Consider the following 16228-nt stretch of genomic DNA (forward strand, 5'->3'; position numbering starts at 1 on the left):
CCCGCCAAAAACGGCCCCGGATCGGCCCGCGCCGCACCGACCCGCAAGTTGCTGCCGTCGAAATCCACCCACCCCGGCTTCCACTCGCCATACGCCGTTTCCGGCCGAGGCGGGGGATTGGTCAGCTCCACCAGGCAGGACAACCCACTGGGCGGGTGCGCGGCATCCGTCGTACACCGTGTCTTGCTGCCGGGAACGCTGAACGCCGTATCCGCGCCCAGACGATAGCGGGACGCATCGGCGGGACGGCCGGCTTCGATCCAGGCGATGACCGCGGCAATCGGCGCCCCGGCAACCGGTACGGCGCCGGCCGGCGGCGCCCCGCCCGCCGCAGATTGGGTGGTGGCACCGGAGGTGGTACGGGTCTGTTCCGCGCCGCCGCCGACGGTGTGTGAGCAGCCGGCGACCAGCACCGAGATGGCAACCAGGGCGGCAATCCGCATCACGACAGGTTAGCCGCCCTACAGCGGATTCGGGCGCTGCGCACGGCGATGCGCATACGCGTCCGCTACCGTCGATTCATGCATGAGCGCATCATCCGCGCCCGCACCAGCGCCGGCATTGTCGAAGGTTTCACCCGCGACGGCGTGAACCGCTGGCGCTCGATCCCCTACGCCAGGCCGCCGGTGGGGCCGCTGCGCTACCGTGCGCCGCAGCCCGCCCGGCCCTGGGCCGGGGTACGGCACTGCCACGGATTCGGTAATTGTGCACCCCAGCAGCGTCGCTACACCTTGCTCGGCGTTTCCGGCTTCGGAGGCAGATTCCAGCCGATGAGCGAGGACTGCCTGACCCTCAACGTCGTCACGCCCAAGGACGGGTCCGCCGAACCGCTGCCGGTGATGGTCTTCATCCACGGCGGGGGTTACATCCTCGGCAGTTCGGCCACCCCGATCTACGACGGTGCCGCACTGGCCCGGCGCGGTTGCGTGTACGTGTCGGTGAACTACCGGTTGGGTGCGCTGGGCTGCCTGGACCTGTCGTCATTGTCGACACCGCAGACGCCGATAGACAGCAACTTGTACCTGCGCGATCTGGTCCTGGCGTTGCACTGGGTGAAGGACAACATCGCCAGCTTCGGGGGCGACCCCGACAACGTCACCATCTTCGGGGAGAGCGCGGGCGCCCACATCACCGCGACGCTGCTCGCGGTGCCGGCCGCCGAGGGGCTGTTCCACCGCGCAATCTCGGAGAGCCCGGCGGCGGGGATGACCCGTTCACAGGAGGTGGCCGCCGAGTTCGCGGCGCGTTTTGCAAACCTGCTCGGCGCGCGCCGGCAGGATGCGGCCGACACGATCATGCGGGTCCCGGCGGCTCAACTGGTCGATACCCAGCACCGGCTGATCGACCAGGGCATGCAACAGCGCCTGGGCGCCTTCCCGATCGGGCCGGTTTTCGGGGACGACGTGGTGCCGGTCGACCCGGTCGAGGCGATGCGCTCCGGCCAGGCGCACCCGGTACCGCTGATCGTCGGGACGAACGCCGAAGAGGGCCGGTTGTTCACCCGCTTCCTGGGCATGCTGCCGACCAACAAGGCGATGGTGGAAGCGCTGCTGGGCGAACTGGAACCGGAAGTCCGCGAACGCATCACAGCGGCGTACCCGAACTATCCGCATCCCTCGGCATGCATCCAGTTGGGTGGCGACTTCGCATTCAGCTCCGCGGCATGGCAGATCGCCGAGGCCCACGGCACGCATGCGCCCACGTATCTCTACCGCTACGACTACGCGCCACGGACACTGCAGTGGTCAGGATTCGGCGCCACACACGCGACTGAATTGTTCGCCGTGTTCGACATCTACCGCACCCGGTTCGGGGCGCTGCTCACCGCGGCGGCCGACCGGCGCACCGCGCTGCGGGTCAGCAACCAGGTGCAACGACGCTGGCGGTCGTTCAGCCGGACCGGGGTGCCCGGTGACGACTGGCCGGTCTACACCCACGCCGACCGCGCCGTGCTGGTGATCGACCGCAAGACGCGCGTCGAGTACGACCCGCATCAGCACCGCAGGTTGGCCTGGGACGGTTTCTCCCTCGCGCGTTGACCTGGCACGCTGGGGCTCATGGCTTCCGACACCGGAGAAGACACAGACCGCGCGATCGAACGCCCCAGCGACCTCACTGCCGAATGGCTGACCGCCACCGTGCGGGCCGGGACCGTCGCCGACTTCACCGTCGAACGCATTGGCACCGGCCAGATGAGTGAGTGCTATCGGATCGGGCTCACCTACGCCGACGACGGGGCTGTCTCGCGGCCGGCGTCGGTGGTGTTGAAGGTCGCCGCGACCGATCCGGTGAGCCGGCAGACCGGGCTGGCGCTGGGCCTGTACGAGCGGGAAGTCCGCTTCTACCACGACATTGCGCCTCGGCTGGGTGGCGCGATCGCGCCTTGCTACCACGCCGCCGTTGACGTCTCCACCGGTGTGTTCGACCTGTTGCTCGGCGACGCCGGCCAAGCCCTAGTGGGTGACGAAATCACCGGTGCCACAATCGAACAGGCCCGTCTCGCGGTAACCGAACTGGGGCGGTTGCACGGCCCGTTGCTGGGCGACGCCGCGCTCGCCGACGCGCTGTGGCTGAACCGGGAGTCACCGCTCAGCCAGGCGATGATCACGCCTCTCTACGCGGGATTCATGGAGCGCTACGGCGATCGGATCGCACCCGCGCATCGCGCTGTATGCCAGCGACTGGTGAGTTCCTTCGACGGTTATCTGGCCCAGGAAGCCGCCCAGGACAGTATCCGCGGCCTGGTGCACGGTGACTTCCGTTTGGACAACCTGCTTTTCGGGACTTCGAACGACAGCAGGCCGCTCACCGTGGTCGATTGGCAGACCGTTTCTTGGGGTCCGGCGCTGACCGATCTGGCGTATTTCCTGGGCTGTGCTCTGCCCGTGGAGGTTCGGCGTGAGCACTATGACGCGTTGCTGCAGGCTTATCACCAGGCGCTGGGGCCCGACGCTCCGCTCAGCCCGTCCGGGGTCCGCGAAGGTGTTCGCCGGCAAGGCTTTTTCGGCGTGATGATGGCGATCGTGTCGTCGATGCTCGTCGAGCGCACCGAGCGCGGTGACCGACTGTTCATGACGATGCTGGAACGGCACTGCGAACACATCCTGGACACCGATGCGGTGGCGCTGCTGCCGGCCGCGTCGGCACCCGAGCCGCTGCGGCCGGAGCCCGCGGACGAACTGTCCCACCCGGCCAGCGACGAGCCGCTGTGGAGTGAGAGCTGGTATGCCGATTTCACTGACGCCGCAGAAGGTTTGGGCGGATGGTTCCGCCTGGGGCTGATCCCCAACCAGCAGATGGCCTGGATCCACGCACTGTTGTGCGGACCCGACCTGCCAACCATCGCAGTCGACTACCAAGTACCGCTGCCCGACGACCCGTGGCAAATCACCGCCGACGGCATCGACCTCGGGCACTCCGTGGGCGAGCCGCTACACACCTACCGTGTCGACCTGCGCGCCCAAGGCCAGTCCTATGCGGATCCTTCGGCGTTGCTGCGCGGGGAACCGGGGGAGCCGGTCGAGATCGCGATGAACCTGCAGTGGACCACGAACGGCGGCCCCTACCAATACCGGTTGACCACGCGCTACGAGATTCCGTGCACCGTCTCGGGGACCGTCACCGTCAAACATGCCCGCTACCAGTTGGATTCGGTCCCCGGGCAGCGCGACCACTCCTGGGGGGTCCGTGACTGGTGGAGCATGGACTGGGTGTGGAGCGCGCTGCACCTCGACGATGGCACCCACCTGCACGGTGTGCGAATAGAGATTCCCAACACCCCGCCGATCAGCATCGGCTACACGCAAGACGCCGACGGCAACGTCGCCGAGCTGAGCACGGTGGACAATCGAGAGGCGTTCGGCGCCAACGGATTACCCGTCAGCCAGACGCTGGAGCTGGAACCGGCGGGCATCGACGCGCACGTCGACATCGTTGCGCACGCCCCGGTGCGATTGACCGGAGTCGACGGCCGGGTGAGCCTGTTCCCGCGTGCCTGGGTCAATGTCACCACCGCCGACGGCCGCAGGGGTGTCGGCTGGATGGAGTGGAACCGCAGCCAGGCCGGACAACCGCAGTGAGCCCGGCCAGGCCGCCCGTCGTGGTGATGGGTGTCTCTGGCTCGGGCAAGTCCACCGTCGGGGCGGCGCTGGCGCGCCGCTTGCGCGTCCCGTTCGAGGATGCCGACCACCTGCATCCGCAGGCCAACGTCGACAAAATGGCCGCCGGCGAACCCCTCACCGATAACGACCGCGGACCGTGGCTGGACCAAGTCGGCAGGTGGCTGGTCGACCACCGCGACGGCGGCGTGATGAGCTGCTCGGCACTCAAACGGGCCTACCGCGACCAGTTACGCGAGCACTGTGGCAGCACTCAATTCCTGCACCTGCACGGCCCGCCGGAACTCATCGAACGCCGGATGGCCGCGCGCAGAGGTCATTTCATGCCGGCCTCGCTGGTGCGGTCCCAGTTCGACACCCTGGAACCGCTGGATGCCGACGAACAGGGGGTCGTGGTCGACCTGAGCGACGAAGGCCGCGATACCGCGGCCGTCGTCGACTTCTTCCTGGCTAACGCCCCCAGCGCTTGCGACGGCCCTTGAGGTCGTCGAGCTGGTCGTCGAACCGGTCGCGGGCGGTGTAGGCCAGCTCGCTGCCCCGTGCCGCCGCGCGGTCGGCCAACTCGCTGCCGCGTGCCGCCGCGAGGTCGGCCAACTCGCTGCTTCGGGCGGCTGCCCGGTCGGCGAACTCGCTGCCGCGGTAGCGCGCGGTCTCGGCCAGCTCCAGGCTGCGAGCCTGGGCGGTGTCGGCCAACTTCTTGCTGCGCTTGCGGGCCTTCTTGGCGTACGGCGCGCTCTTCTCCGCTGCCGTGCTGGCCAGTTCCCGGCCGCGTTCCAGGGCAGCCTCGGCGTACGGCGCGCTCTTCTCCGCGGCCGTGCTGGCCAGTTCCCGGCCGCGTTCCAGGGCAGCCTCGGCGTACGGCGCGCTCTTCTCCGCGGCGGTGTTGGCCAATTCGCGGCTGCGTTCGGCTCCGGCCTGCAGGCCGTGCACGATCTTCTCGCCCAGCTCGGAATCCAGCAGCGTGTCGCTAGAACCTGGCAACGCACCCGAGACGCGCTCGGAGAGCCGCCCGGCTGCGCGCTTGCCGCGCCACCCCAGCGACGGCTTGCCGGCCGTGTCGGCCGCAGCAATCATCAACCCGCCCAGCAGGCTCACATCGGCCAGGAACGCGCGCCGCTTCTCGGCCTTGCGTTCGGGGTCAGTCTCGGTCCAAAACATATGTGCGCCAAGGTTTCCCGGGACCACCGTCAACGCCAGGGCCGCCGAGGCCACCCGGGGCAGCCGCCCAGCGGCCAGCAACACCCCGCCGCCGATCTGGACGGCCGCGTTGATTTGAGCGAAGGTTTCGGCATCCGCCGGGATACTGCCGCTCACCGATTCCGGCAGCGACTGCAGGCCACTCACCGTGGGCTGTGCGGCTTGAGCTGCGGGTTTCGGGTTGAGCAGTGCGTCCACTCCCTGGCCGATGAACACTGCTGACAACATGGGTCGCGCGATTCTTCGGATCAACATGGGCGCTGTGTTCCCCGGCCGGCCAGGGCACAAACCCGCTATGCGTCCGGCAATTGTTGCCGGCGAGCACCACCGGGCTGACCCCCGCGGCGATAGGGTGGACGACGTGCGGGCGTTGATCATCGTCGACGTGCAGACAGATTTCTGCGAAGGCGGTGCGCTGCCGGTTTCCGGTGGCCGTGCTGTGGCCCGTTCCATCAACGACTACCTGGCCGGGGCGCCCGGCTACCGTCACGTCGTGGCGACCATGGATTTCCACATCGATCCCGGTGACCATTTCTCCGACGACCCGGACTATTCGTCCTCGTGGCCGCCGCACTGCCGGGCGGGAAGTCGTGGCGCGCAGTTCGATCGCGATCTCGACACCGCCCCCATCGAGGCCGTCTTCCACAAAGGTGCCTACAACGCGGGTTACAGCGGATTCGACGGCGTCGACCAGGACGGGACGACGTTGCGGGATTGGCTGCGCCAGCGCGGCATCGACGAGGTCGACGTCGTCGGCATCGCCACCGATCACTGCGTTCGCCACACCGCCCGGGATGCCGCCCGGGCCGGCCTGGCCACCAGGGTCCTGCTGGATCTGACAGCAGGGGTGGCCGAAGCCTCGACCGCCGACGCGATCACGACGATGAAAGACGCCCACATCACACTGATCGGAACTAGCTCATGACGACATCGAATCGGGACGAATTACTGGCTGCGGTGGAGCGCTCACCCCAGGCGGTTTCGGTGCACGACCGCGCGGCGTGGGTAGCGGTGTTCTCCGACGAGGCGCGGGTGGAGGATCCGGTGGGGTCGAGTCCGCATGTCGGACCCGAGCAGATCTACCGCTTCTATGACACTTTCATCGGCCCGCGGGACATCACGTTTCATCGCGACCTGGATATCGTCGCCGGCCAGGCCGTGCTGCGCGACCTCGAACTCGAGGTGGGCATGGGTTCGGACGTAACGATGCACATCCCCGCGTTCCTCCGCTACGACCTGCGCGAGGTCGACGGTGAGTGGAAGGTGGCGCACCTACGGGCCTACTGGGAGTTGCCGGCAATGATGCTGCAATTCCTCAAGACCGGGCCGCGCGCGCTGACACCCGGGCTGCACCTGGCCCGCGGATTGCTGGGAAACCAGGGGCCGCGGGGCACTGCCGGTTTCATGACCGGCTTTCGCCGTGCGGGAACCCGTCACAAACAGTTGGTCGAGAACTTCCTCGGGGCCGTTGCCCGCGGTGACAAATCGGCCGCGCTGGGCGCGTTGTCCGCAACCAGCCCAATGACATTGGGCGACGACGAGCCGCTGGACATCGCCGAACTCAGCGAGCAGTTGCGCGGCGCCAGTGCCCCCAAGGTAATCGCCGCGGGATTCAACGTCGTCGCATCGGTCACCTCCGATAACGGGCGCGGCATCCTGTTCGCCGAAGTCACCCGGCGCGGCGATCGGATCAATGAAATCCGTTACTTCCCAGCCTGACCACTGGGCGTGCCGACCGCGCTGTGAGTCCCGCGCGAGAGTGAAATCACCGACGCCTTCGCGGCGTGTCTTGTCGTGAAATCCACGCTCGCCAAGAACGATTGCCCGGTGATGGATCGCTATGGAACCGATGTCCTGGCCGAGGCAAGCCGACGTAAGCCCCGGTCGGTGGAACACCCGGTCGAACTCGGGATGGTCGTCGAGGACGCGCAGAGCGGCTACGTGGGCGCTGTGGTCCGCGTCGAGTACGGACGCGTGTATCTCGAAGACAGGCGCGGCAAGACCCGCGGGTTCCCGCTGGGTCCGGGATATCTGCTGGACGGTCAACCGGTCATTCTCACCCCACTGCGCCGCTCGGCGCCCGCTGCCGCCACCCGGACAGCGTCGGGCTCAGTCGCGGTGCCGGGTGCGCGTGCCCGGGTCGCGCGCGCCAGTCGCATCTACGTCGAGGGACGTCACGACGCGGAACTCATCGCGCAGGTCTGGGGGGAGGACCTCAAGATTGAGGGAGTCGTGGTGGAGCACCTCGGCGGCGTCGATGATCTAGTCGAGATCGTCGAGGAATTTCGTCCGGGACCGGCGTGCCGCTTGGGCGTACTGGTCGATCACCTGGTGGCCGGATCGAAAGAGTCGCGCATTGCCGATGCGGTACGACGCGGGCCCGGCGGCGCCGACACCTTGATCGTCGGTCACCCGTTTGTAGATATCTGGCAGGCGGTCAAACCGCAGCGGGTCGGCCTCAAGACGTGGCCGAAGGTGCCGCGACACCTCGAGTGGAAACACGGGGTGTGCCAGGCGCTGGGCTGGCCGCACCGCAACCAGGCCGATATCGGGCGTGCATGGCAGCGGATACGGTCCACGGTTCGCGATTGGAATGACCTGGAACCCGCGCTGATCGGGCGGGTGGAAGAGCTGATCGATTTTGTGACGCTGCCCGCCGAATAAGGCTCGGGCCCAACGCAAACACGCAAGTTCAGTCCGGACCGAACGGATCCGGCCGCAGCCGACGAGTCACGGCCAAGAGTACTGATTCTGCTTGGGGCACAACGCATTTTGGTCGAAGGCGGGCGGGCCTGCGCGGGCGGTGGCCGGGAATCAGGGTCCAATGGCCCTGACGCACCAGCGCACAGGTCTCGTAGGATCGGCGCATGGCAGGTGAAGCGACGAAATACGGGATCCTGGTCGGCATCGACGGGTCCGCGGAATCCAACACGGCGGTCACTTGGGCGGCCCGCGCTGCCGCCCTGCGTAATGTCCCGCTGAACCTGCTGCACGCGGTCACCCCGGTGGTGGTGGGCTGGCCGGTGGGGCCGCTCTACCAGGAGATGCCTGACTGGCAGAAAGACAACGCAGAACAGGTCATAGCGCAGGCCAGGCAGACGGCGGCTGAGGCCCTCGGAGACTCCGGCGCCACGCAGGTGCACGCCGAGATCGTTTACGCCAACGCAGTGGCCACGCTCGTCGAGGCATCCGCCGACGCGCAGATGGTGGTGGTAGGGAGCCAGGGGTTGGGCGCGCTGGGACGGATGCTGCTGGGCTCAGTGAGCTCGGCTCTGGTTCAGCACGCGAATTGTGCGGTGGCCGTTGTCCATTCGGACGACGGCGTACTGCCGGATTCCGCCGCGCCGGTACTGGTGGGTATCGACGGTTCGCCGGTGTCGGAGGCTGCGACGGCTTTCGCCTTTGACGAAGCCGCACGCCGCGGCGTCGACCTGATCGCGTTGCACGCCTGGAGCGACGTCGGGGTCTTTCCGGTTCTCGGGATGGATTGGCGCGATGGGGAAAGTGAGGCGTACGAAGTGCTCGCCGAACGCCTGGCCGGTTACCAGGAGCGGTATCCCGACGTTCACGTGCAGCGATCGCTGGTGTGCGATACGCCGGCGAAATGGCTGCTGGAAGCCGCCGAGCGGGCACAGTTGGTGGTCGTGGGCAGTCGCGGGCGCGGGGGATTCGACGCCATGCTGCTGGGGTCGGTCAGTTCTGCGGTCGTCCACTCGGCGAAAATCCCGGTGGCCGTGGTCCGGTCGTGAGAGAGGTCTTTGGTCCTTTCCGGTGAGGGCTTTCGACGGGTGCGACCGACGCCTGTTCCTCGTAGCGTGGGATGCATGACGCACACCGCAGCACACGCCAAAAACCACGGTGTTCTAGTCGGCGCTGACGGCTCACCAGCCTCCAACGCCGCGGTCGTCTGGGCGGCCCGCGACGCCGAACTGCGAAACATCCCGCTGACCGTGGTTCATGTGGTGAACACCGATGTGGCGACGTGGCCGCCGATGCCGTACCCCGACACCTGGGCGTTGTGGCAGGAGGACCAGGGCCACCGGATTCTCAGCGAGGCGGTCAAGATCGCCGAGAATGCGGTGTTGACCGACCGCCAGCTCACCATCCACAGCGAGCTGATATATGCCACTCCGGTGTCGACTTTCGTCGAAATGTCCAATAATGCAGAGCTTTTGGTGGTCGGATCGGCCGGCCGGGGTGCGGTGGCGCGGTTGTTGCTGGGGTCGGTGAGTTCCAGCGTGGTGCGGCATGCGAATTGCCCCGTCGCAATCATCCACGACGAGGACCCGCTGATGCCGGAGCCATTGCGCGCTCCGGTGCTGTTGGGCATCGACGGTTCCCCGGCTTCGGAGGCGGCGACGGCGGTTGCCTTCGACCAGGCGTCGCGGCGCCGGGTGGAGTTGATCGCGGTGCACGCGTGGAGCGACCTCGAGCTGGTCGAACTCCCCGGGTTGGACTGGGACAACGTCAAGACCGAAGCAGAGTTCAGTCTCGCGGAGCGTCTCGCAGGCTGGCAGGAACGCTATCCCGATGTCACTGTGCGACGAGTGGTCGTCTGCGATCGCCCCGCGCGCCAGCTGATCACGCGATCAGACTCGGCCCAACTGGTCGTCGTCGGCAGCCACGGTCGCGGAGCCCTTTCCGGCATGCTGCTGGGTTCGGTGAGCAATGCCGTGGTGCATTCGGTCCGCATGCCGGTGATCGTCGCCAGGGCGACCCACGATTGAAAACCAGCGTCGTGGGAAACCTGGGGGGTATGGCTGAGTACAGAGTTATTGACCCCAAAGGCACCGTGGTCGCCACCAAGGAGATCGAGAACGCCGACGACGCCCATGCCTGGTTCGTCGACTCTGCTGCCGACAATTCCGAGTTGGGTTGGCGCATGGAGGTCAAGCACGACGGGGAATGGTCGTTCTTCGACGACACCGAGGGCACGTCGAACTGATCCTGAGTCGAGCTGAGGAAAGTCAGTTCTCCGGTGAGGTCTTGGACTGGGTGGTCTTGGATTGGGTGGTCTTGGATTGGGTGGTCTTGGATTGGGTACGCCCGACGCGATGCTGTGCGGTGAGTAGGACCTGGTCGAATTCCGATTGAGCGGTGATTGCGTTGCGCACCCCGCGGAAGTCTTCGGTAATCTGCTCGGCCAGTGGCCGTAGCTTGACGTTCGCCTCTTGTGACAGCCACTTCAAGAGGTTGAATGCGGCGTCTGCGTCGATGCCGTAGACCAGCATCAACATGCCCTTGGCTTGCTCGATCCCGGCTCGATTGGCCGCGATTTCGACCAACTGCTCGGTGACGCGTTCCTGGTGTGCCGCTTCAGATACCGGGGAAACGTCGACGTAGAAACCCTGCGTGCCGATGACGGCGCCCTGCTCGTCGCAGAGCCTGTCGCCGATCACCACGACGTGGTGCACCTCGCCCTTGGTGTCGATGATGCGATGACGGGTGCTGAATGCCCTGCGGGTCTGCAAGATGTCATCCAGGGTGGCGGCCACTTGGCCGCGGTCCTCCGGGTGCTTGTGTGAGAGCACCAATTCGGTTGTGGGAGTGACTGTTCCGGGCTCGTAACCATGCATGCGCTGCACTTGCTCGGACCATTCCCACCGTTGGTCGGCGAAGTAGAAGCGGAACCAGCCCACTCCCTGCGGCTCCCCGCCGGCCAGGGCTTGTTCCACCGCGGAGGACTGACCGTTCAATTCCCAAGCCATAGCCAACCTCCTTCGCTGGTGAGGACAGCGGCCGCGGCATGCCCGCGGCCACCGCCTCTCTTGTCGTCGATCAGGCGTTGATCACCTCCCGTCGGTTCTCGTTTTCGTTGATCGCCCGCTGGCCTGAGCCGGCCGAATTGCCACGGCCGACGGAAATCTTGCGCGGCTTGGCTTTCTCGGCCACCGGTATCTGCAGGCTCAACACGCCTTCCTGGTAGGACGCCTCGATGCGCTCGGTGTCGAGGTTTTCGCCCAGTACCAGCTGCCGGCTGAACACCCCGCGCGGCCTTTCAGTGGCCAGCATTTCGCGGTTCGGGTCGACTGAGGGCCGTTCGGCACGCACGGTCACCACGTTGCGCTCGATATCGATGTCCAGTGAGTCCGGGTCGATGCCGGGCAGATCGAACTCGACCACGAAACGCTCACCCTCGCGCCACGCATCCATTGGCATCACTGCAGGCCGGGCAGCTGTTCCCAGCACCTGCTGGGCGAAACGGTCCAGGTCACGGAACGGGTCGGTACGCATCAGCATGGCCGTCACCTCTTCCTTCCATGTGCTGTCTTGGGTGGATTTATCTGTGTCTTGCGACATAGATTTCTTATAGCACTATCGACAGAACATCGCAAGCTGTGATAAACAGATTTTCTGTAAGGGTTCGAAGGGGTGCGGCATTGACCAACGGTTCTGACATCACCGGCGCTCCGCCGCCGGATCACGGCGTCTACGGCATTTCGGTCGCGGCCGAACTTTCCGGCGTCGCGGTGCAGACGCTGCGCCTCTACGAACGGCATGGACTACTGACGCCGGCGCGCAGTGACGGCGGAACCCGCCGCTACAGCGCCGACGATCTGGCGCGATTGCAGCGCATCAGTGCTTTGGTCGACGCCGGCGTGAACCTGGCGGGCGTCGCGCGCATTCTCAGTCTGGAGGACGACAACGCCGAATTGTCCGCTGCCAACAGCGATCTGCGCTCCACTAACCGATCCCTGCGCAACGCCGCCAAGAACGGAAACGCAGGATGATCAGGCCACGACGCGAAACTGGTGCATCGTGGGGTCGGCGGGGTCCGGCAGATTCATGCCCGCGTCCACACCAGACCGCAAGTAGTCGATCACCGCATCGTTGAGGCGTTCGCCAGGTACAACGGCCGGAATTCCTGGTGGATAAGGGGTGATCTGCTCAGCTGCGACGCGGCCCACGGCCTTGGCTGCCGGCACCATCTCCGTGGCTCCGAAGAATGCATCCCGCGGCAGCGCAACGGTTTCCAGTTGCAACTCGTCCGGCGACGGTAGCTGTATCTGTGGCGGCCGGTCGAAGCCGTCGGCGGCCTCGCGCCACTGTGTCACCGCGTTCACCAGACGGTCCGCGGTGTGCTCGTTGTCGGCGAAGGACATCGTGGCCAGGATCCGGCGGTGATCGCTCATGCCGACGTCGAGGCGGCAGTTCTGTCGCAGCCAGTCCGACGCTTGATAGCCCGAGGTCCCAGTACTGGAGACGTCCATCAACACCTGAGTGATGTCCAGGTCGTGGGACGCTTCGTCGCCTAGCAGCTCCTCCCGCAGGACCTGGACGTCAGGTATCTGCGCCAACCGTTGTCGCAACTGCGTCGCGAGATCGAGTTCGGCAGTGAGCAATTCGTGGCCGTGCTGCACCATCTGCCGCCGCCACCCGTCGAGCGCGGCATAGACCATCACGTTCGGACTCGTCGTCATCAACAAGTCGGCGCAGGCCGACAATCGCGTCGCGTCGACCAGGTCGCCTTGCAGGTGAAACACCGACCCCTGCTCGAAACCGGCGCCCATCTTGTGCACGCTTACCACGCAGACGTCTGCGCCGGCGTTCATCGCCCAGGTCGGCAGGTCTTCGTGGAAGGGCAGATGCGCACCCCATGCTTCGTCGACAATCAGCGGTTGTTGCGCTTGTGGCAGATGTCGGCGATCGCTCCGATGTCGGCGCACGTGCCGTAGGGGCTGGGGCTGACGATGAGTGCTCCGGCCGCATCCGGATGACGCTGCCACGCTTGTTCTACTTGTTCAGGCGAGGGCGGATGGGAGAAATGCCGCTCGCTGTCCCACTGCGGCGTGATCCACCGGGGTTGCACGCCGGAGAAGATCAGTCCGGCGACGATCGACTTGTGGCTGTCCCGGGTGACGAGCAGCCCGCCTTCGTGCCCGCCCGCCACCGCGAGCATTGCCGCTTTGACCGACAGCGAGCTGCCGCAGGTGGAGAAGAAAGCGGAGTCGGCGCCAACGGCATCGGCCATCAAGTCCTCGGCGCGGGCGAGGAACTTGCCCCGCGACATGCGGTCGTCAAGCCCACCGCTGGCCAGGACGTCGTTGCGAAACGGTTCTTTGCCCAGCACCTCCAAGACTCGAGGGTCGGTGCCGGCGCCCTGCCGGTGACCGGGCGGGGTAAAGCCGTATCGGTCACTGCGGTGGTAGTCCGCCACAGCGTCCAGTAATGGTGCCTGGGACTGGTCCATGCAATCGGGCTACCCCGTTTACGAAGCTATATGCCGGGTATGACCCCGGCATGGTCGATCAGCCTGAATTGCCGCTGCGCGCGATCGCCTTGGTCTGCAGCCTCAAAGGCAGCCCCGCGGAATCCAGTAGCGCGCTCATGGCCCAGCATGTTGCCTCCGAGCTGGGCAAACACGGGGTGGAGTGCGAGCACGTCCGCTGCGTCGACTACAACATCGCGCCCGGCGTCGAAGACGACATGGGCTCCGGCGACGAATGGCCGGAAATTCGCCGCAAGGTGCTTGATGCCGACATCCTGCTGATCAGCACGCCCATCTGGCTGGGGCACCCGTGCAGCGTCACCCAGCGCGTCCTGGAACGGCTGGATGCCGAGTTGTCCAACACCGACGAGGACGGCGTCCCCGCGATGGTCGGCAAGGTGGGAATCGTCAGCGTGGTCGGCAACGAGGACGGTGCCCACAAAGTGGTTGCCGACGTATTCCAAGGACTCAACGACATCGGCTTCAGCATCCCGGCGCAGGGCTGTACGTACTGGAACGGCGAGGCCATGCAGTCCACCGATTACAGCGACCTGGATCAGGTACCTGAACCGATCGCTGCTGCCACCGCCGCCGCCGCACGCAATGCGGCCCATCTGGCCAGGGCGCTGAAGACGCTGAAGTACCCGCCGTACGAGTCAAACAATGAGTGAACTAGCAAGCGAACTAGCAGAGGTGAGGGCCGACGTGGCCGATCGTGCGCGGCAGGAAGCCGACATTTATCGAGGCGAGAACGAGCGGCCGCTGGCCGGATATGTGGTGGTGCTGAGCGTATACACCGTGCTGGTCGCGGTGACTGCGGTGCTGGCGGCGGTCACCGGTCGCAAACTGCCGCCGCGGTGGAATTGGCAAGATTTGATCACGCTGACCCTCGGCACCCACAAACTGTCCCGGACCTTGAGCAAAGATTCGGTGACCAGCCCGCTGCGGGCACCGTTCACCCAGTTCAAAGGGTCCGGCGGCCCAGCCGAGGTCCAAGAAGAACCTCGGACCGACAGCGCAGTGCGGCACAGCCTAGGTGAATTGCTGACGTGCCCGTTTTGTCTGGACATGTGGGTGGCCACCGGGTTTGTCATCGGCCTGGTCTTTGCGCCGCGATTCACCCGGCTGGTCGCCGGCACCTTCACGGTGTTGACCGGTGCGGACTTTTTGCAGTTGGCCTATGCCATGGCGCAGCAGGCCTCCGAACGTTGAGGTGGTGTCATGCCGAAGACGACGAAAAGCGGTGCGGCAAAAAAAGATGAGTTGCCCAGCACGTTGCGGAAGTCCAGTGCCAAAGCGCAACGGACGTTCGCCAAGGCCCATGATGCGGCGGCCGAGCAGTACGGCAGCGAAGAGCGCGCCCACCGGGTCGCCTACGCCGCCGTCAAGCACAGCTACGAAAAGGTCGGCGACCACTGGGAAGCCAAAGAGGAGAAGGGCCCGTCCGACGAGCGCGCCGAACGTGGCGGCCTGAACAACCCGGTGCCGTCGGAAGAAGGCGTCGACGCCAACGCCAGCAAAAAGCATCTGCTCGACGTCGCACGGCGGCTCGACGTGCGCGGCCGATCCACGATGACGAAACCCGAGCTCGTCGAAGCCATCAAGAAACAGAATCGTCGTGCCCAAAAGCGCTGAGCCCAAGGATGTTCCGGGTGCAGAGCGCTACCTGCCGGAGGATCGAGGGCTGAACTCGCTGGAGCATGCGGCCAGCGGCTGCCAGGGTTGCACCCTTTACCAGGACGCCACCCAAACCGTGTTCGGCCATGGCAAGGCCGAGGCGCCAGTGATGTTGGTGGGGGAACAGCCCGGCGATCGGGAGGACCAGGAGGGCCAACCCTTCGTCGGTCCCGCCGGCCGTCTGCTGATGCGCGCGCTCGCAGATGCCGGTGTCGATCCGGCCCTGACGTATCAAACCAACGCCGTCAAACACTTCAAGTTCAAAAGGCAGGGTAAGCGGCGCATCCATCAAAAGCCCGGCCGCACCGAAGTAGTTGCGTGCCGGCCCTGGCTGATCGCCGAAATTCAGGCGCTGCAGCCGCAACTCATCGTTTGCCTCGGTGCGACCGCCGCGCAGTCATTGCTGGGGAGCACGTTTCGTGTCACAGCGCACCGGGGCGAGCGGCTGCGGTTGCCGGCGACCCTTGACGTCGGGGTCGAAGCGGAGCCGGTGGTCATGGCGACGGTCCATCCCTCGTCGCTGCTGCGCGACCAAAGTGACCACCGCCAGGAGAACTACGAGTCGTTCGTCGCGGACCTGCGCAGCGCAGCCAGTGCACTTCCGGCCATGTTTCGGTCAGACCGACATGGGTAGTCAAAATCGATGAGCCTGCACAGCCAAGAAGCCACCAGGGCGGTGCCCGAACGGACCGCTCAGCCACCAGACACCCATGATCACGGTCGTGGCCGCAGAGCGATCGTGAACTGGGCTCTGGCCCTGCTGACCATCCCTGCCGCCGTCGCGATTGTCATCTTCGCCCTCGGCGCGGCCATGAGCTTCGCCGCCTGTAGCGGTTCCCAGTGTCCGGAGCTGGGCCCGGACGGCGTCGTGTACGGCGTGCTGTTGTACGGCGCCCCGGTGGTCGCGTTTTTGACCATCGTCGTGTCGCTGTTCACCGCGTTTCGGCGCCGCGGCTTCATCGTCCCGTTGATCGGCCTGGGATTGCTGCTGGCCGATTTCGCCGCCGTCGCGATTCTCTTCTAAACC

19 protein-coding genes and 1 pseudogene are annotated in these 16228 nt (G+C 66.0%); 15 read left to right on the forward strand and 5 right to left on the reverse strand.

What is annotated here, in order from left to right:
• On the reverse strand, positions 1-443 hold a 443-nt coding region (locus tag A5636_RS14465; protein WP_065159336.1), incomplete at its 3' end, for a hypothetical protein.
• A gap of 78 nt (positions 444-521) precedes the next feature.
• On the opposite strand from A5636_RS14465, the gene A5636_RS14470 reads away from it, so the two are divergent.
• The 3 genes from A5636_RS14470 to A5636_RS14480 are packed head-to-tail and all read left to right on the forward strand — an operon-like array spanning position 522 to position 4600.
• Positions 522-2039 (forward strand): carboxylesterase/lipase family protein, encoded by a 1518-nt coding sequence (locus A5636_RS14470; protein WP_065159337.1) that lies wholly within the window; start codon positions 522-524, stop codon positions 2037-2039.
• Positions 2040-2057: 18 nt separating this feature from the next.
• Positions 2058-4079, forward strand: coding sequence for a DUF7064 domain-containing protein (locus tag A5636_RS14475; protein WP_065159338.1), 2022 nt, complete (start codon positions 2058-2060; stop codon positions 4077-4079).
• A 26-nt stretch (positions 4080-4105) separates the two neighbouring features.
• Positions 4106-4600 carry a gluconokinase gene (locus tag A5636_RS14480; RefSeq protein WP_065159339.1) on the forward strand — a complete coding sequence of 165 codons (495 nt, stop codon included), beginning with the start codon at positions 4106-4108 and terminating at the stop codon, positions 4598-4600.
• On the opposite strand, the gene A5636_RS14485 is transcribed toward A5636_RS14480, so the two are convergent.
• Positions 4569-5570 carry a DoxX family protein gene (locus A5636_RS14485; protein ID WP_065159340.1) on the reverse strand — a complete coding sequence of 334 codons (1002 nt, stop codon included), beginning with the start codon at positions 5568-5570 and terminating at the stop codon, positions 4569-4571. The genes A5636_RS14480 and A5636_RS14485 overlap by 32 nt on opposite strands.
• 106 nt (positions 5571-5676) lie before the next feature.
• Between A5636_RS14485 and A5636_RS14490 the strand changes: the two genes are divergently transcribed.
• From A5636_RS14490 to A5636_RS14515, 6 genes are all read left to right on the forward strand, one after another.
• On the forward strand, positions 5677-6240 hold the full coding sequence (locus A5636_RS14490) for an isochorismatase family protein (RefSeq protein WP_065159359.1): 564 nt from the start codon (positions 5677-5679) through the stop codon (positions 6238-6240).
• Positions 6237-7034 carry a nuclear transport factor 2 family protein gene (locus A5636_RS14495; RefSeq protein ID WP_065159341.1) on the forward strand — a complete coding sequence of 266 codons (798 nt, stop codon included), beginning with the start codon at positions 6237-6239 and terminating at the stop codon, positions 7032-7034. The genes A5636_RS14490 and A5636_RS14495 overlap by 4 nt, the downstream gene beginning before the upstream one ends.
• Positions 7035-7142: 108 nt before the next feature.
• The gene (locus A5636_RS14500) at positions 7143-7979 is read left to right on the forward strand and encodes a DUF3097 domain-containing protein (RefSeq protein ID WP_065159360.1); all 837 of its coding nucleotides are present in this window, start codon (positions 7143-7145) and stop codon (positions 7977-7979) included.
• A gap of 203 nt (positions 7980-8182) precedes the next feature.
• On the forward strand, positions 8183-9064 hold the full coding sequence (locus A5636_RS14505; RefSeq protein WP_065159342.1) for a universal stress protein: 882 nt from the start codon (positions 8183-8185) through the stop codon (positions 9062-9064).
• Between the two features lie 75 nt (positions 9065-9139).
• The gene (locus A5636_RS14510) at positions 9140-10042 is read left to right on the forward strand and encodes a universal stress protein (RefSeq protein ID WP_065159343.1); all 903 of its coding nucleotides are present in this window, start codon (positions 9140-9142) and stop codon (positions 10040-10042) included.
• Positions 10043-10071: 29 nt separating this feature from the next.
• Positions 10072-10260: a hypothetical protein gene (locus A5636_RS14515; protein ID WP_065159344.1), complete on the forward strand. Its 189-nt coding sequence runs from the start codon at positions 10072-10074 to the stop codon at positions 10258-10260.
• A gap of 22 nt (positions 10261-10282) precedes the next feature.
• On the opposite strand, the gene A5636_RS14520 is transcribed toward A5636_RS14515, so the two are convergent.
• The gene (locus tag A5636_RS14520) at positions 10283-11023 is read right to left on the reverse strand and encodes a PAS and ANTAR domain-containing protein (RefSeq protein WP_065159345.1); all 741 of its coding nucleotides are present in this window, start codon (positions 11021-11023) and stop codon (positions 10283-10285) included.
• A gap of 70 nt (positions 11024-11093) precedes the next feature.
• Complete coding sequence (locus A5636_RS14525) at positions 11094-11555, reverse strand: Hsp20/alpha crystallin family protein (RefSeq protein WP_065159361.1); 462 nt, start codon at positions 11553-11555, stop codon at positions 11094-11096.
• Positions 11556-11695: 140 nt separating this feature from the next.
• On the opposite strand from A5636_RS14525, the gene A5636_RS14530 reads away from it, so the two are divergent.
• On the forward strand, positions 11696-12046 hold the full coding sequence (locus A5636_RS14530; RefSeq protein WP_065159346.1) for a MerR family transcriptional regulator: 351 nt from the start codon (positions 11696-11698) through the stop codon (positions 12044-12046).
• Here the strand turns inward: A5636_RS14530 and A5636_RS14535 are convergent.
• Positions 12047-13506 (reverse strand): annotated as a pseudogene (locus tag A5636_RS14535) (aminotransferase class I/II-fold pyridoxal phosphate-dependent enzyme).
• 50 nt (positions 13507-13556) lie between these two features.
• Between A5636_RS14535 and A5636_RS14540 the strand changes: the two are divergent.
• Genes A5636_RS14540 through A5636_RS14560 form a run of 5 tightly spaced genes read left to right on the forward strand, consistent with a single transcriptional unit; the run spans position 13557 to position 16225 of the window.
• Complete coding sequence (locus A5636_RS14540; protein WP_065159347.1) at positions 13557-14195, forward strand: flavodoxin family protein; 639 nt, start codon at positions 13557-13559, stop codon at positions 14193-14195.
• A complete protein-coding gene (locus A5636_RS14545; RefSeq protein WP_065159348.1) occupies positions 14188-14736 on the forward strand; it encodes a DUF1360 domain-containing protein in 549 nt (182 codons plus the stop codon). The genes A5636_RS14540 and A5636_RS14545 overlap by 8 nt, the downstream gene beginning before the upstream one ends.
• A gap of 9 nt (positions 14737-14745) precedes the next feature.
• The gene (locus A5636_RS14550) at positions 14746-15159 is read left to right on the forward strand and encodes a ChaB family protein (protein ID WP_065159349.1); all 414 of its coding nucleotides are present in this window, start codon (positions 14746-14748) and stop codon (positions 15157-15159) included.
• On the forward strand, positions 15143-15835 hold the full coding sequence (locus A5636_RS14555; RefSeq protein WP_065159350.1) for a UdgX family uracil-DNA binding protein: 693 nt from the start codon (positions 15143-15145) through the stop codon (positions 15833-15835). The genes A5636_RS14550 and A5636_RS14555 overlap by 17 nt, the downstream gene beginning before the upstream one ends.
• 9 nt (positions 15836-15844) lie before the next feature.
• Positions 15845-16225 (forward strand): hypothetical protein, encoded by a 381-nt coding sequence (locus A5636_RS14560; RefSeq protein ID WP_253900594.1) that lies wholly within the window; start codon positions 15845-15847, stop codon positions 16223-16225.
• The last annotated feature ends 3 nt before the right edge of the window (positions 16226-16228 follow it).

The organism is Mycobacterium asiaticum (assembly GCF_001673315.1).
GTDB lineage: Bacteria > Actinomycetota > Actinomycetes > Mycobacteriales > Mycobacteriaceae > Mycobacterium > Mycobacterium asiaticum_B.

Coding starts and splice junctions, on each gene's coding strand:
- A5636_RS14485 (WP_065159340.1), bottom strand. CDS start 5,570: ATGTTGATCCGAAGAATCGCGCGACCCATGTTGTCAGCAGTGTTCATC.
- A5636_RS14475 (WP_065159338.1), top strand. CDS start 2,058: ATGGCTTCCGACACCGGAGAAGACACAGACCGCGCGATCGAACGCCCC.
- A5636_RS14470 (WP_065159337.1), top strand. CDS start 522: ATGCATGAGCGCATCATCCGCGCCCGCACCAGCGCCGGCATTGTCGAA.
- A5636_RS14505 (WP_065159342.1), top strand. CDS start 8,183: ATGGCAGGTGAAGCGACGAAATACGGGATCCTGGTCGGCATCGACGGG.
- A5636_RS14495 (WP_065159341.1), top strand. CDS start 6,237: ATGACGACATCGAATCGGGACGAATTACTGGCTGCGGTGGAGCGCTCA.
- A5636_RS14515 (WP_065159344.1), top strand. CDS start 10,072: ATGGCTGAGTACAGAGTTATTGACCCCAAAGGCACCGTGGTCGCCACC.
- A5636_RS14480 (WP_065159339.1), top strand. CDS start 4,106: ATGGGTGTCTCTGGCTCGGGCAAGTCCACCGTCGGGGCGGCGCTGGCG.
- A5636_RS14510 (WP_065159343.1), top strand. CDS start 9,140: ATGACGCACACCGCAGCACACGCCAAAAACCACGGTGTTCTAGTCGGC.
- A5636_RS14550 (WP_065159349.1), top strand. CDS start 14,746: ATGCCGAAGACGACGAAAAGCGGTGCGGCAAAAAAAGATGAGTTGCCC.
- A5636_RS14560 (WP_253900594.1), top strand. CDS start 15,845: ATGAGCCTGCACAGCCAAGAAGCCACCAGGGCGGTGCCCGAACGGACC.
- A5636_RS14545 (WP_065159348.1), top strand. CDS start 14,188: ATGAGTGAACTAGCAAGCGAACTAGCAGAGGTGAGGGCCGACGTGGCC.
- A5636_RS14520 (WP_065159345.1), bottom strand. CDS start 11,023: ATGGCTTGGGAATTGAACGGTCAGTCCTCCGCGGTGGAACAAGCCCTG.
- A5636_RS14540 (WP_065159347.1), top strand. CDS start 13,557: ATGGTCGATCAGCCTGAATTGCCGCTGCGCGCGATCGCCTTGGTCTGC.
- A5636_RS14525 (WP_065159361.1), bottom strand. CDS start 11,555: ATGCTGATGCGTACCGACCCGTTCCGTGACCTGGACCGTTTCGCCCAG.